This is a genomic window from Pollutimonas bauzanensis (genome assembly GCF_040393045.1).
Lineage (GTDB): Bacteria > Pseudomonadota > Gammaproteobacteria > Burkholderiales > Burkholderiaceae_B > Pollutimonas > Pollutimonas bauzanensis_A.
The window spans coordinates 1-14,413 of the sequence record NZ_JBEBUX010000049.1; the positions used below are offsets into that span (position 1 = coordinate 1).

The 14,413-nt window shown below is 54.4% G+C and carries 13 protein-coding genes; 4 read left to right on the plus strand and 9 right to left on the minus strand.

Features of this window, described 5'->3' with window-relative positions; translation table 11 throughout:
* From ABWO67_RS09640 to ABWO67_RS09655, 4 genes are all read right to left on the minus strand, one after another.
* The coding region (locus ABWO67_RS09640; RefSeq protein WP_353150941.1) for a DMT family transporter at window positions 1-896 on the minus strand (896 nt) is incomplete at its 3' end.
* A 127-nt stretch (window positions 897-1,023) separates the two neighbouring features.
* Complete coding sequence (acs, locus tag ABWO67_RS09645) at window positions 1,024-3,003, minus strand: acetate--CoA ligase (RefSeq protein ID WP_353150943.1); 1,980 nt, start codon at window positions 3,001-3,003, stop codon at window positions 1,024-1,026.
* A gap of 113 nt (window positions 3,004-3,116) precedes the next feature.
* Window positions 3,117-4,358: an MFS transporter gene (locus ABWO67_RS09650; protein ID WP_353151010.1), complete on the minus strand. Its 1,242-nt coding sequence runs from the start codon at window positions 4,356-4,358 to the stop codon at window positions 3,117-3,119.
* Window positions 4,359-4,471: 113 nt separating this feature from the next.
* The gene (locus ABWO67_RS09655; protein WP_353150945.1) at window positions 4,472-4,879 is read right to left on the minus strand and encodes a GlcG/HbpS family heme-binding protein; all 408 of its coding nucleotides are present in this window, start codon (window positions 4,877-4,879) and stop codon (window positions 4,472-4,474) included.
* A gap of 291 nt (window positions 4,880-5,170) precedes the next feature.
* Here ABWO67_RS09655 and ABWO67_RS09660 point away from each other — a divergent pair, with 291 nt between their 5' ends.
* Entirely contained in the window at window positions 5,171-5,821 is a 651-nt protein-coding gene (locus ABWO67_RS09660) for a C40 family peptidase (RefSeq protein ID WP_353150947.1), read from the plus strand.
* Window positions 5,822-5,832: 11 nt separating this feature from the next.
* Here ABWO67_RS09660 and ABWO67_RS09665 read toward each other — a convergent pair whose 3' ends face one another.
* The 4 genes from ABWO67_RS09665 to ABWO67_RS09680 form a co-directional block, all read right to left on the minus strand.
* Window positions 5,833-6,231 (minus strand): DUF2325 domain-containing protein, encoded by a 399-nt coding sequence (locus ABWO67_RS09665; RefSeq protein ID WP_353150950.1) that lies wholly within the window; start codon window positions 6,229-6,231, stop codon window positions 5,833-5,835.
* A 136-nt stretch (window positions 6,232-6,367) separates the two neighbouring features.
* Window positions 6,368-7,318 (minus strand): CysB family HTH-type transcriptional regulator, encoded by a 951-nt coding sequence (locus tag ABWO67_RS09670; RefSeq protein WP_353150953.1) that lies wholly within the window; start codon window positions 7,316-7,318, stop codon window positions 6,368-6,370.
* A gap of 71 nt (window positions 7,319-7,389) precedes the next feature.
* Window positions 7,390-8,883 carry a CoA-acylating methylmalonate-semialdehyde dehydrogenase gene (locus ABWO67_RS09675; RefSeq protein ID WP_353150956.1) on the minus strand — a complete coding sequence of 498 codons (1,494 nt, stop codon included), beginning with the start codon at window positions 8,881-8,883 and terminating at the stop codon, window positions 7,390-7,392.
* Window positions 8,884-8,919: 36 nt separating this feature from the next.
* Window positions 8,920-10,131, minus strand: a complete 1,212-nt coding sequence (locus ABWO67_RS09680) for an ABC transporter substrate-binding protein (RefSeq protein ID WP_353150959.1) — start codon at window positions 10,129-10,131, stop codon at window positions 8,920-8,922.
* A gap of 119 nt (window positions 10,132-10,250) precedes the next feature.
* Here ABWO67_RS09680 and ABWO67_RS09685 point away from each other — a divergent pair, with 119 nt between their 5' ends.
* Window positions 10,251-11,171, plus strand: coding sequence for a LysR family transcriptional regulator (locus ABWO67_RS09685; RefSeq protein ID WP_353150962.1), 921 nt, complete (start codon window positions 10,251-10,253; stop codon window positions 11,169-11,171).
* A 24-nt stretch (window positions 11,172-11,195) separates the two neighbouring features.
* Here ABWO67_RS09685 and lptF read toward each other — a convergent pair whose 3' ends face one another.
* Window positions 11,196-12,317, minus strand: a complete 1,122-nt coding sequence (gene lptF, locus ABWO67_RS09690) for an LPS export ABC transporter permease LptF (protein ID WP_353150965.1) — start codon at window positions 12,315-12,317, stop codon at window positions 11,196-11,198.
* Between the two features lie 54 nt (window positions 12,318-12,371).
* Here lptF and ABWO67_RS09695 point away from each other — a divergent pair, with 54 nt between their 5' ends.
* Window positions 12,372-13,880: a leucyl aminopeptidase gene (locus tag ABWO67_RS09695; RefSeq protein WP_353150968.1), complete on the plus strand. Its 1,509-nt coding sequence runs from the start codon at window positions 12,372-12,374 to the stop codon at window positions 13,878-13,880.
* A gap of 2 nt (window positions 13,881-13,882) precedes the next feature.
* Complete coding sequence (locus ABWO67_RS09700; RefSeq protein WP_353150971.1) at window positions 13,883-14,326, plus strand: DNA polymerase III subunit chi; 444 nt, start codon at window positions 13,883-13,885, stop codon at window positions 14,324-14,326.
* Window positions 14,327-14,413 lie beyond the last annotated feature (87 nt).

A 14,413-nucleotide genomic window follows, 5' to 3' on the forward strand; every position in this document is an offset into this window, starting at 1 on the left:
TACGAAGCAGCAGCCTTGCCACCTCCGCCATTAGGCAGATTAATCACAATCAACCCCAACATAATCAGCGTAACGCCGACAAGCTCCAGCAACGTGGGCCTTTCGCCCAACAACAGCCACGCTAAAACCACCGTCAGCACCGGCACCCCAAGACTGGACATACCCGCCACCGTAGCGCTGACTCGCTGGACCACCGATAACCACAGCCACCACCCCAGTGCTGACGCGAGTATCGCCATATAGCCGATGCCCCAGTACAAATCCGGCCCCCACACAATGGCCTGCTGCGGCAACAACCAAGTTACCGGCAATGTAAGCAAAGCCCCCAGAAACATCTGCCACGTTGTCAAATTAAGCACGCTGGGCCTATGACGCTGGAACATGATCTTGGCCAGTACCACGCCCAACCCCCAGCTTATGCCGCCCCCTAGCGCCAGCAAAGACCCTTCAAGGCTGCCCATCCCCTGCCACGGCGCGATGACGGCCACCAGCCCAAGCCCGGCAAGGATAAAAGCCACGACATGCCTGCGCGCAGGACGTTCGCCCAACAGCACCCAGGCAAACAAGACTACCCAGAACGGCATGGTGTAGGCCAGCATCACCACATGCCCCGCCCCGCCACTTACCAATGCCAACTGACACAAGCACTGGAAAGCCGCCGTCTGGAAAATGCCTATGCCCAGGGTCAGCCAGAATGGGGGAAACTTCAAGGATTGGCGTGTCATTGCCAAAATAAGAAACAGCACTACGAATGCCAAGCCGTACCGGGCCATGACCAGATCGAAGGGGCCGATGAAACTGGATAAATGCTTCATGACGATCCAGCTGAATCCCCACAACACTACGGTGACACACATCAGGAACAATGCACCGCGATCCGTCTGGTTTGCTTTCAAAAAAGGCTCCGCTACAAAAAAACAAAAAAATCAGGCCGAAGCCTGATTCTATGCCAGCCATTAAGCATGGCCGGCATATCGTGCTCTACCAGATGCTATTACCTGCTGGTGTTCATGTGTGCAGTCCCTAATGTGCTTTAGACAACTGATCCAGGATAGCGGGATTTTCCAGGGTAGACACATCCTGCGTAACGGATTCCCCCTTGGCCACCACGCGCAACAAGCGCCGCATGATCTTGCCGGACCGAGTCTTGGGCAGGTTTTCACCAAAGCGTATGTCTTTCGGCTTGGCGATAGGCCCTATTTCCTTAGCCACCCAGTCGCGCAACTTCTTGGCAATGTCATCGCCTTCAACGCCGTTGGGCAACGAGCCTTTAAGCACCACAAAGGCCACTACTGCCTCCCCGGTCGTACTATCAGGACGGCCAACCACCGCTGCTTCGGCGACCAGCTCATGCGATACCAAGGCCGATTCCACCTCCATCGTACCCAGACGGTGCCCTGAGACGTTGAGCACGTCGTCGATGCGGCCCATTATCCAGAAATAACCATCCGCATCGCGCTGTGCACCGTCGCCGGCAAGATAGGCACCTTTGAGTTCGGGAGGAAAATAGCTTTTCTTGAAACGCTCGGGATCGCCCCATATCGTTCGTATCATCCCCGGCCATGGCCGTTGCATGACAAGAAAACCACCCTTGCCGCTTTCGACCGCTTCACCCGCTTCGTCGACGATGGCTGCCTTGATGCCAGGCAAAGGCAAGGTGCATGAACCAGGCTTAAGCGGCGTGACGCCGGGCAGCGGGGTAATCATGTGTGCACCCGTTTCGGTTTGCCACCAGGTATCGAGGACAGGACAACGCTCACGCCCGACCTGGGTGTAGTACCACATCCACGCTTCGGGGTTGATGGGCTCGCCCACCGAACCAATGATACGCAGGCTGCTTAAGTCATATTCGCGGGGATGGTATTCCGGTGCGCCCTCAGCGGCTTTAGTCAACGATCGGATCGCTGTCGGCGCGGTATAAAAAACCGTTACCTTGTGACGTTGGATCATTTCCCAGAAACGGCCAACATTGGGGTAGGTAGGCACGCCTTCAAATACCACCTGAGTCAAGCCGGCCGCCAGCGGACCATAGGCAATGTAGGTATGCCCCGTCACCCAGCCCACGTCTGCCGTGCACCAGAACACATCAGAGTCCTTGGCGTCGAAAGTCCATTTGACGGTGAGCAAAGCCCACAGCAAGAAGCCGGCGGTCGCGTGCTGCACCCCTTTCGGCTTGCCCGTGGAACCGGACGTATACAGAATAAACAAGGGATGCTCGGCATTCAGGGGTACCGCCTCGCAGACGTCCGATTGCCCGGCTGACAACGCGTCCATCCAAAGATCCCGCCCTTCTTGCCACTGTACTTTGCCGCCGGTACGCTTGTAGACGATAACGTGCTCTACGGCTTCGCAGCCGCCCATAGTCATAGCCTCGTCAACAGCGCTTTTCAGCGGAATATTCTTGCCGCCGCGCACCTGTTCGTCGGCGGTAATGATCAGTGTGGCCCCGACATCTACCGTGCGTTCGTGCAGGCTTTTTGACGAGAAGCCGCCAAAGACCACTGAATGAATGATGCCCAGCCGTGCACATGCCTGCATGGCTACAACCGCTTCGATGGACATAGGCATATAAATAAGGGCGCGTTCACCGGCCTTATGCCCCAATGACTTCAACCCGTTGGCAAACTGGCAAACCCGGGCATGCAACTGTTTATAGGTAACGGTTGTGACCTTGCCATCGTCGGCTTCAAAAATAAGCGCCGTTTTATTGGCAGTTGGCGTATCAAGATGCTTGTCCAGGCAGTTTGCCGACACGTTCATCTCGCCATCACCAAACCAACGATAAAACGGCGCTTGAGTCTCATCGAGAACTTCTTTGAAAGGCGTGGTCCAAGTCAGGTTTTCGCGCGCCAGTCGTCCCCAGAACGCGTCGGGCGACTGCTCTGCCTCTTGGCATAGAGCATTGTATTCATCCATACCTGAAATGGCAGCGCCCTCAACCAAGTTGGGAAAGGGAGGAAAAACACGGGTTTCAGTAAGTATGGATTCGATTCCAGTAGACATATTGCGGCTCCTTTTAGAGAATGTTTTATTTGAGTTGTTTCCAACCGTACCCAATCAGCCTTACTAAAGGCTGACAGTGGGCTGGCAATGCGACATTATTATGCTTTTTGCGGTTATACCCGCATCATATCGCTGCTTGAAGCGCCGCGAGCTAAAGCCCCTCTGGCGAAATCAAGACGCGTCAGCACAGCAAGCCCAGCGATAAAGAACAAGCCAGTAAACAGCAATGCCATCCGATGGTTGCCATCGGTAACCCAGGTAACCAGGCCATAGCACAAAGGCCCCACAACTGCGGCGAGCTGAGTCGCAAATGTCCATAGGGAATAGAACTCGGCCAACCTTTTTTCCGGGGCGAGTGCGCCTACCATGGCACGGCCCGCGCTTTGGCTGGTTCCCATGCACAAGCCGGCCAACGTCGCGGCCAGCCAAAACAACCATACTTCGACAGCGGCGTAAGCCATCAGGATCATGACGATCCAGCCAACCAACGTAATGGACAAGGCGACTTTATGGCCAATTCTGTCCTGAACATAACCAAACAGAAATGCCCCGGAAGCTGCCGCAATATTTACCGTGAACACCAGCATCATGGTCTGGGACATGGTGAAGCCCATCGCTTCTGTGGCGTAAACCGCTGACAAAGTGATAACGACAGAAATACCTGCGTGATAACAAGCGCCACAAAGCAGCAGCAACCTGAAGTCGGCAAAATGCAGGCGAGTGTCGCTCCAGGCGGTGCGCAGCCGCGCCAGCACGCCCTGAGTCGGCTGATGGCTTGGCGGTGTGCGTTCACGTAGAAAAAGAAATGAAGGGATAGCAGCGATGGCGAAAATGACAGCGGTCAGTACCATGACATAAGGCACATACTCGCTCGCGGGTTCGTTACGCCCGGCGGCCCAGGAGACCAAAGCCAGCGAAAGACCCAGCGTCAGCATGCCGCCAAAATAGCCGAAGCTCCAACCCCAGCCAGAAACGCGGCCCAACGCTTCGGGACGGGCGATCTCTGGCAGAAACGCCGCCACGATGGATTCACCCACGCAGTAGCAATAATTGGACAACGCAATAATCAACAAGCCCCAGACGATATCGCCAGGACCAGCGAAGGCCAACAGCAATGTGGCGATAACGCAGCCCAATGTGCTGGTAAACAAAAGCCGGCGCTTCCCGGCTCTGGCATCGGCACGCGCGCCCAGGGTCGGCATGCTAAGCATGACCATCAGGTAGGAAAATGACAAGGCTGCGGTAAACGCCAGTGTGCCCCACGACTTTCCAGCTGCAACAACGCCCACAAAGTAGGCGCTGAATACCGTAGTCAATACAACTGTGGTGTAGCCCGAATTGGCGAAGTCATACATGGCCCATGCCCAGACTTCGCGCTTGGAGACGCCGGGATTGACCGCAGCGCGAAAATCAAACTTCAAGGGCTGGCCTGGGACTGAACCTGGCGCTTCGGAATTCGGGCTCACGCTCATAGTGCCAAAGCAGCGATTCCGGCGCGGGCGATCTCGACATCTTCGCTGGATTTCACTCCTGACACACCTACCGCGCCAACGATAGTTGAATCAACGACGATAGGCACGCCCCCTTCCAACATACCTTCCAACCCAGGCGCTGACAAGAAAGAATAGCGGCCTTGATTGATGGAGTCTTCATACGTTTTGGATTCGCGCCGTCCCAATGCCGCCGTGCGGGCCTTGGCCGGTGAAATTTGCGCAGAAATCGGCGCCGCGTCGTCCAAGCGCACCAAACCCAGCAAATGTCCGCCGTCGTCAACCACCGAAATTGTTACTGCCCATTGGTGCTGCACGGCAAACGCCTGCGCTGCATCAAGAATCGTTTTGACATCGGCGATACTGAGAATGGGTTTAGTCTTCATGGAAACTCCTTTTGTTTGAAACAATACATTACAGCTATAGCGGCTGTTCTCGGAAAAATCCCCATAGACTAGCCCGCGTCACGCCTTGAGTAAAGTCAAAATTGTTTAAAGATAAGGCTTTACCTAATTGTCATGATTCGTTAAACTGCGAACCTTATTCTTGTGAAATATGCATGAAGCAGGCCCTTTTTAAGGGTGTATTGCTGCATGATGTTGTCGATTTGCTTAAAGTTTGATACATGATCGATACATTATGTGGTGGGCTTCAAAACGTGAAAACGAAAAAAGACTATGCCGCCCCATCTACTAAATCGCCTCGCTCTAACAAATTCACCCAATTTTTGGCGCGGCGTCAAGAGTCTTCTCGTTGTTACAACTGTGGTGCTCGCGGGCTGCGCCAACACTGCTCAAAATCAATACGCGCAGTCAGCATCCGGCAACGCAACACGCGACGCCTATCTTTCGCATACAAGATCAGATCCATTAGGCGCCTATCTGGCGGCCACAAAATACCCCACCAACACCGCACCTAAAACAACCAAAACACTCGCAACCACCGCGCTGAACTTCCTGGGTATTAAATATCGATTTGGCGGTGAAACCCCTAATACAGGTTTCGATTGCAGCGGCTTGGTCAGCTATGCCGCCGAAAAGTCCCTGGGGCTTAAATTGCCACGCACCTCGGCTGAAATGGCAAGGGAAGGCAAATCGGTCAAAACCAGTGAGCTGAAAAAAGGTGACCTGGTATTTTTCAATACCCGCGGCCACCGCAATTCACATGTCGGCATCTACCTGGGTGACAAGAAATTTGTCCATGCCCCCCGCTCCGGATCAGTGGTGCGCGTAGAAAGCATGGATATCGCCTACTGGAAAAAGCGCTACAACGGCGCTCGTCGCCTGGCTGCCAACAATGCGTCTGATGCGCTGGCAGTCGCAAACTAATACGCCACTAGCTAATTCAATTTAGCCTTGCTTCCAACCGCGTATTTTTTTGCAGCATGCGCCACAAAACGCACAGGCTGCTCGTTGTTCTTCTCGATCGGGCAAGCTTCACAGTAGCCGCATTGATTCAAAGCCTGTTTCATACTGCATACAGACCGCCGGCAGGCCAATACCCGTATTCCCGAACGCTGGGCAGCGGCCCGGAATGTCTTCATGACATTGTGGCCCAAAAAATCAGTAAGCAAAATCAAAAGCTGCGTACCTGAGGGTAACTGCAATGTTTTCTTCTGGTGTGAAGGGTCGCGACCACTGATGTGCTGCCTGATGGCAATATTGTGACCTTTTAGCAAGTCAGGGATATTGCCTAGGCGGTCGGCCCCCACAACGACTGCGTTGACGAATTCAGACATAACGACTCCAGGTAAATTGGTTTCGTAACGATAATCATTCTTATTATCAATGTCAACAAGTCTTGTGTGTAATTATGTAGGGGTTAATGCCAGTGAAAGCATGAAGCGCAGTTGGCCAGGCGCGCTTCATGCGAAATTATTCGACTTTAGGACTCTTTTCTATCGCGTCCAGCACGACTTCACGCGTTAAGGCGGGCGAGAGCATCTCTAGCAAGACGTAGACATAATCCCTTAAAAATACGCCCGACTTGACCGCTACGCGGGTTACATGCGTACCGAACAAATGCCCGGCTGGCAAGCCAACCAACCCTTGGTCGCGGCGCGGGTCAAACGCCATCCCCGCAATAATGCCTATGCCAAGGCCGACGTCGACATAGGTCTTGATCACATCCGCATCAATGGCTTCTAGGACAATATCGGGTCTGATATCGCTGGCTGCGAAAACCGCATCAATCGTGCCTCGCCCAGAAAAAGCGTGGTCGTAAGTCACGATGGGGTATCGGGCCAACTGCTCCAGCGAAATTACTTTAGCCTGGCTGGAAGTCAGCTCGGCCAAAGGATGATCCGGGCGCACGACGATAGTGTGCTCCCATGAATATACCGGCAATGCCGCCAAGCCAGGGGTATGTGCCAAGGTTTCGGTAGCAATGGCTACATCAGCCTGCTCGTGCAGGACCATTTGGGCGAGATGGGGCGGACTACCTTCGGCCAGCGACACTCTGACCTTGGGAAACCGTTCGCGAAACGCCGGAATGACCTTGGGCAGAATATAGCGGGCCTGGGCGTGCGTGCACGCAATGATCAGCCCGCCTTCATCGCGTCGGGCAAATTCATCGCTGACTTTTTTCAGGTTATCCACCTCGCGCATAATGCGATCGATCACCTGCGCAACGACATGCCCCGGCTTGGTAAGGCCCTTGATGCGCTTTCCATGCCGTTCAAAGATCTTGAGCCCAAGCTCGTCTTCAAACTCAATGATGGCCTTCGAGACGCCTGGCTGAGAGGTGTAGAGGGTGCGGGCAGCCTCGGTCAAATTGAAATTGCGACGAATGGTTTCGCGCACAAAGCGGAATTGCTGAAGATTCATAAAAATAGCCCTTTAGGAAGGGCTATTATATGTAATAAAGAAATGAAAATATATTCTTTTTGGTTATAAGCTTACTTCATGGAGATTGTCGTGTTGACACCAGAAGCGTGAGCCGACCAACGAGCGGTAATGGTTTTGGTCTGTGTCCAGAAGTTGACCGCCTGTTTACCGTTAGGACCAGAGTCGCCCATTTTGGATGCACGCGAACCAGTGAAGCTGAACCAAGCCACAGGCACTGGAATAGGAATATTGATACCTATCTGGCCGACGTCGATATTATTCTGGAAGTAGCGCGCCGAGCCACCGTCCTGAGTAAACACAGCCACGCCATTGCCATTGGGGTTGCGATTGACGAATTCAACGGCTTCCTCAAGGGTATCGACACCAACGACGCATAGTACTGGCCCGAAAACTTCTTCGCGATAAATGGCCATATCGGCCTTAACGCCGTTAAAGATGGTAGGCCCGACAAAGTTGCCCTTCTCGTAGTCCTTGACCGTCAAGTTGCGTCCGTCAAGCAGCAACTCAGCACCCTCTTCCACCCCTTGTTGAATCAAGCCTTCAACGCGTTTTTTGGCATTGGGCGAAACCAGCGGCCCCAGATCGGCATCGCGATCCGAGCCAATATTGACCTTAAGCTTTTTCGCACGTTCGACAAAGTCAGGCAGCCAGTCGCGGGCTTCTCCCACCAAGACAGCGACCGAAGTTGCCATGCAACGCTGGCCTGCAGCGCCAAAAGCCGCCCCCACCAATTGATTCAGAGCGACCTCGCGATCGGCATCGGGCAGAATCACGCAGTGATTCTTGGCGCCCATCATGGCCTGACAGCGCTTGCCTGACTTGGAAGCACGGTTGTAGATTTCGGTTCCAACGTGGGTGGAGCCGATAAATGAAATAGCTTTGATATCGGGATGGTCGCACAAGGCATTGGCGATATCAGGACCGCCATGCACGACGTTCAGCACACCAGGCGGCAAACCGGCCTCAAGAGCCAGCCTGGCCAACATGAGCGAGGAACTGGGGTCTTGTTCGGAAGGTTTCAGGATAAAGGTGTTCCCTGCGGCAACGGCAATGGGGAACATGAAACAAGGCAGCATGATGGGAAAGTTGAAAGCCGTAATGCCTGCTACCACGCCCAAAGGCTGAATCACCGTATAGACGTCGATCCCGGTCGCGGCATTTTCCGCATACTCGCCCAATTGCAACGAAGCAATCGAGCAAGCGTGTTCGATAACTTCCAGTCCGCGCCCGACTTCGCCTTCGGCGTCCGGCAAGGTTTTACCGTGCTCCAGCGAAATGGATTTCGCCAGAGCAGCAGTATTGTCGCGCACCAGTTTCTGCAGATTGAGCATGACACGCATGCGTGTTCCCTGGCTGGTATTGCGCCAGGTCTTGAAAGCCTCTTTGGAGTTAGCCACCGCCAAATCCAGCTCTTCTTTGGTTGCAAACGGCACCTGTGCAACGACTTCCTGGGTGGCAGGATTAACAACATCGCGCCACTCTGTGGTCTTGGACTGCACAAGCTCACCACCGATCAGCAGTGGAATACGGGGAACAGCACTCATTAAGGTCTCCTTGGCGCATTCATGATGCGAATTAAATCAACTTTTCTTGACTAAAGGACATGTGGACTTGGACAACGGCTGGAACGCGTCGGCTGCGGGAATCGTAGCCACCAGCTTGGACAAATCCCATTCATTCTTGGATTCGGCCGGCGTCTTTACTTCGTACAAATACATATCGTGAATAACTCGCCCATCGTCGCGAATGGAGGCGTTATGCATGATGGAATCCTTGATCGGGATCTCGCGCATTTTGGCAGCGACAACATCGCCCTGAGTCGATTCGGACGCCGCCACCGCCTTCAGATAATGAAGCACGCTGGAATATACGCCCGCGTGAGTCATGGTGGGCTTCTGGCCTTTGAATGCCTTGGAAAACTTATCGGACCAGGCACGCGTCCCCTCGTCGAAGTCCCAATAGAAGCCGTCGACATAAGTCAGGCCCTGTGCGTTTTCCAAACCCAAGGCGCGCAAGTCGGACAAGAATATGAGTAGAGACGCCAAGCGTTGACCGCCAGCCACGATACCGAATTCGCGTGCCTGCTTGATCGCATTCACTACATCAGCGCCGCCGTTCGCGAGTGCCACCACCTGAGCCTTGGAACTTTGGGCCTGAAGCAAATAGGATGCAAAATCAGGAACGTTCAACGGATGCAGCACCGACCCGACCACCGTGCCGCCTAATTCCTTGACCATGTCTTCGGCACCCTTTTGCAGCGAGTGTCCAAATGCGTAATCGACCGTCACGAAAAACCACGACTTGCCACCTTTGTCGACCATGGCCTTCACGCCGCCGACAGACTGAGAGTAAACATCGAACATCCAGTGGAAGCCAACCGGCGAACAATTATCGTTAGTCAGCCCAGTAGTGGCAGGCCCGGAAAACATGACAACTTTATTTTTCTCCTTGGCTATGCCCTGTACTGCCAGGGCCACCGCCGAGTTCGTCAGGTCGGCGATAGCGCTGACACCATCCCGGTCAAACCATTCGCGCGCCTTGGCAGCGCCCACATCGGCCTTGTTCTGATTGTCGGCAGAGACCAGCGAAATATCCATGCCCTTGCATTCGGCTGCCAGGCAGTCATCAATGGCCAATTGCGCGGCCGCTACGGAACCCGGTCCCCCCATGGACGCATAGGTGCCCGACATGTCGGTCAGCACACCTATCTTTACCGGCGGCGCCTTGGCATGTGCTGCGCCAAACAATCCCAGGCACAGGCTGGCAGCCAGTGACAAAGTCAATTTATTCATTCGTTGTCTCCGTTATTTTTTTGTATGTGCAACAAGGCACTTTGTCAGTGTAGTTGTGTAAAAAACTTATTTCCATCACAATATTTGCACATTCAATGCCAATTAATGCACAAGGATTTATGCTCGACTGGGACGGTATACGTTATTTTCTGGAAGTGGCCCGCACCCAGCGTGTCAGTGCTGCAGCCTTGCGCCTTGGCGTACAGCACACCACGGTATCGCGGCGTATTCATACGTTGGAACAAGAACTCAAAACTATCTTGTTCAACAAGTCGAAAGCTACGGGATTTACCCTGACAGAAGAAGGCGTGCGTTTTTTTTCTTATGCTGAGCAGCTAGAAGGGACATTGATTTCCGCGCAGGAAGATATATCAGGGCAGTCGCAAACCTTATCTGGGCACTTGCGGGTCGGTTGCACGGAAGGCTTCGGCAACTACATACTGGCCCCGCTCATGACCGACTTTCAGCGACGGTTTCCCGCTATCACACTGGACATCATGCCCGTGCCCCGCTTCATCAGCCTTTCAAAACGCGAGGCCGATATCGCCATTTCATTGGAGCGTCCACAACGGGGTCCCTATTTATGCACAAAGTTGATCGATTACTCCCTCAAGCTGTACGGTACGGCCGATTACATAGCACACCACCCGCCCATACACAGCAAAGCCGATCTGGCCGAGCACACTTTTATCGGATACGTGGAAGAGCTATTGTTCAGCGACCGCCTGCGCTATCTTGAAGATATCGTGGTCACCAACCGGGTCATATTCAAAAGCACTAGTGTCATCGCGCAGTACCACGCCGCCTTGCAAGGGGGCTCGCTAGCCATCTTGCCTTGCTTCATGGCTGCCCAGGACCCGCGACTGCAAACCGTTCTTGAAAATGACATCAGCCTGACCCGCAGCTTTTGGATGTACTGCCACGAGGACCTAAGGCATTCCAAACGCGTTATGGCGCTGTGGGACTTCTTGAAAAAGTCCGTACAGTTGAATGGGCCGCTCCTGCGAGGAGACGCGTCAAGCCTGCGCTATCTGGAATGACCGAAGGAGTATGGCCTGGCTAGATCAGGCCGCTGGCGCGGGATTTTTGGGCTGTTTAGGCGCCTTTACCCGCAGCTTGCTCCACATCATGTAGATCATGAGCGCTGTGAAGACGGCATGCACCAGCCAGACGCCCACCCCAAAACCCAATTGGCCCTTGCCTATCCAGCCTCGCGAAAGATTGATCAGATTCATATATAGCAGCCCCACCAGGCCTGCTATCAGTAAATCCCCAGAACGTCCCAGACGGGGATTCACCGCCCCCAGCGGTATCGCCAATAACGCCAGGTTCAACGCCGCTAGCGGCAAAGCGATGCGCCACATGATCTGCGACCAGGAATCATTGGTTTTATCAGAAAACAATTGCATGGTCGGCCGCGCCTTCATTTGCCGCTCTGCCTGTTCGCGTACAGCAGCGGATGAATTGGCGTCGCTTTTACTTTCCAGGCGGAAACCATAGCTATCGAAGTCGATCAGGCGAAAATCGGATTTGCCCGGCTTGATATCGTAGCGGTGCCCATCGCTTAACACCAAGAAACGGTCGCCATTGGCTTCATTCTGGATGCGCGCGCTATCGGCGGTAATGACGCTAAGCCATTCGGGATCCACTACGCGGGCAACGACATTGCCCATTTCCTCTCCCGGCTGAGTCGGCTCTTCAGCGAAGAACACTCGCGCCCCGTCCTCTGTTTCAATAAATTGCCCTGCCGTTACCTTGGATAAATCGGAACGCTGTTCATAGCGCTGCCGATACTCGCTGATCTGGCGATACGCCCAGGGCGAAGCCACCAGCGTAAGCACGGCAATCAGCACCGCGACCGGCACAGCGCAACGCAACACCGGCCCCACCCAATCCTTGAGCGACAAGCCGCTGGCAAACCACACCACCATTTCCGACTCGCGAAAATTGCGCGTGATGGTGGTCAACACGGCAATAAACAACGAGACCGCCAAAATGACGGGCAAAGCCGTAATGCTGGAGAACGTTGCCAGGCCAAAGACCACATCGGCTCCGATGGCGCCATTGGCGGCCTCGCCCAGCAGGCGAACCAGCAAAACACTAAGCCAAACGACCAACAACGTAGAGAACACAACACCAGCGTGACTCAGGATTTCGGAGACTACAGAACGTTTGAATAGTGACATGAGAGAATATGCGGGATAATCATTAGTATCCTATGGACACTTCGGGAAATTCGAATGGAATTTAGCACACAGACAACCGCTTCCTTGCATCAAATCAAAACGGCCGCGCTAGCGGTGGGCGTATTTGCCGATGGCATCTTAAGCCCCGCAGCCGACATTATCGACCATGCCAGCAACGGTGCGCTGCGTGATGTTCTTAAAACAGAATTCAAAGCCAAGGCCAACACCCATTTGGTGTTAAGAAATCTTCCGGGCGTAGCAGCGATTCGCGTCATTTTAGTCGGCCTGGGCAAACAAGACGCTTATAACGCCGCGGCCCACGCCGGCGGTGAATTCGTCTTCGCCAATTACTGCGTCGGCGCCAATCTTGCCGAAGGCGTATCCACACTGGCTGCTATCGACTGCAGCAATTCTACGCTACGTGCACGCACCCGAGCCACGGCGATGGCCACCGGACGTGCAATGTATCAATACAACTTGACGCTAGGTAAACAAGATCGCCCTGCTCCGCCCAAATTGAAGAAAATATCGGTATGGATCGCACGTACCCAGGCCACCGAAGCACAAACTGGTCTTCGCGAAGGCCAGGCCATTGCCAATGGCATGAACCTGACCCGATTGCTGGGGGATCTTCCTCCAAATATATGCACGCCTACTTATTTGGGCAATACCGCCAAAAAACTGGCCAAGGAATTCAAAAGCCTGAAAGCGGAAGTGCTGAACACCAAAGAGATCGAAGCACTGAAAATGGGTTCGTTCCTCTCGGTAGCCAGAGGCTCCTACGAGCCGCCGGTATTCATCGTTCTCAAGCATACCCCGACAGGCGCAAAGCCTGCTCAAAAAAACCGCAAGGCACCCATCGTCCTGGTCGGCAAAGGCATTACGTTTGACGCCGGCGGCATTTCGCTCAAGCCCGCCGCCAACATGGACGAAATGAAATACGATATGTGCGGCGCAGCAAGCGTACTTGGCACGTTGCGCGCAGTGGCCGAACTTGACCTTGACCGGGAAGTCATCGCCCTGATTCCCTCGTGCGAAAACCTGCCCAGTGGGCGAGCCAATAAGCCGGGTGATGTGGTCACCAGCATGTCGGGAAAGACCATTGAAATCCTCAATACCGACGCCGAAGGCCGTTTAGTGCTGTGCGACGCCCTGACCTACGCCGAACGCTTCAAGCCGGCGGCCGTGATCGACATCGCTACGCTGACGGGCGCCTGCGTCGTCGCACTAGGGCACATCAACACAGGTCTGTTCAGCAAGGACGATGCGCTGGCCGAAAGCCTGCTGCAAGCAGGTCGCGATACCTGCGATACAGCCTGGCGCATGCCGCTGGACGATGCTTACCAAGAGCAGTTGCGTTCCAATTTTGCCGACATCGCGAACATCGGCGGCCCTCCCGCAGGCGCGGTCACCGCCGCCTGCTTTCTGTCGCGCTTCACCGACAGCTACCCGTGGGCTCACCTGGACATCGCCGGCACAGCATGGCGCAGTGGCAAAGACAAAGGCGCATCCGGCCGTCCCGTGCCACTGTTAGTTCAGTATCTGCTCGGTCAATCCAGCTGACAATGGCCCGGATTGATTTCGCTTTTGGCGCCCCGGATCGTTTGCGTATGGCTTGCGAAGTCACACGCAAACATTATCTCGCCGGCCGCGATCTGGTGATCTATACTCAAGATAAGCAAAGGCTGGCGCGCTTTGACCGCCTGCTATGGGGGTTTGATGCAACGGCATTCATCCCCCATGTGCAGGCAGACGATCCGCTTGCCGCGCAAACTGCGGTGCTGTTGACTTCAGCGCCGCCTGTCCCGCCCGCCGGCAAGGGCGGGCAACTGCAAGCTTGGTTGATTAATCTCGATCTTAATTGCCCCCCGGGCGCCGAAAGGTTTGAACGTGTTCTTGAAATTGTCAGCAACCACGATGAGGACAAGCAGGCCGCCCGCGAACGTTGGCGTCAATACAAAGAAGCGGGCCACGATCTTCATGCCCACGACCTGTCCCGCAAGTCCTGAAACAACATCTCGTTGTCGACCCCTTGCAAATTCAGGTGTTTGTAAGTTAATCTTGCCTTTACATAGAAGGGGCTATACCCCTTCGCA

Excerpts from the sequence above, each read along its gene's own strand:
- ABWO67_RS09700 (WP_353150971.1), top strand. The coding sequence starts at position 13,883 with ATGGCCCGGATTGATTTCGCTTTTGGCGCCCCGGATCGTTTGCGTATG.
- ABWO67_RS09655 (WP_353150945.1), bottom strand. The coding sequence starts at position 4,879 with ATGAAGACTAAACCCATTCTCAGTATCGCCGATGTCAAAACGATTCTT.
- ABWO67_RS09685 (WP_353150962.1), top strand. The coding sequence starts at position 10,251 with ATGCTCGACTGGGACGGTATACGTTATTTTCTGGAAGTGGCCCGCACC.
- lptF (WP_353150965.1), bottom strand. The coding sequence starts at position 12,317 with ATGTCACTATTCAAACGTTCTGTAGTCTCCGAAATCCTGAGTCACGCT.
- ABWO67_RS09670 (WP_353150953.1), bottom strand. The coding sequence starts at position 7,318 with ATGAATCTTCAGCAATTCCGCTTTGTGCGCGAAACCATTCGTCGCAAT.
- ABWO67_RS09675 (WP_353150956.1), bottom strand. The coding sequence starts at position 8,883 with ATGAGTGCTGTTCCCCGTATTCCACTGCTGATCGGTGGTGAGCTTGTG.
- acs (WP_353150943.1), bottom strand. The coding sequence starts at position 3,003 with ATGTCTACTGGAATCGAATCCATACTTACTGAAACCCGTGTTTTTCCT.
- ABWO67_RS09680 (WP_353150959.1), bottom strand. The coding sequence starts at position 10,131 with ATGAATAAATTGACTTTGTCACTGGCTGCCAGCCTGTGCCTGGGATTG.
- ABWO67_RS09665 (WP_353150950.1), bottom strand. The coding sequence starts at position 6,231 with ATGTCTGAATTCGTCAACGCAGTCGTTGTGGGGGCCGACCGCCTAGGC.
- ABWO67_RS09660 (WP_353150947.1), top strand. The coding sequence starts at position 5,171 with ATGCCGCCCCATCTACTAAATCGCCTCGCTCTAACAAATTCACCCAAT.
- ABWO67_RS09695 (WP_353150968.1), top strand. The coding sequence starts at position 12,372 with ATGGAATTTAGCACACAGACAACCGCTTCCTTGCATCAAATCAAAACG.
- ABWO67_RS09650 (WP_353151010.1), bottom strand. The coding sequence starts at position 4,358 with ATGTATGACTTCGCCAATTCGGGCTACACCACAGTTGTATTGACTACG.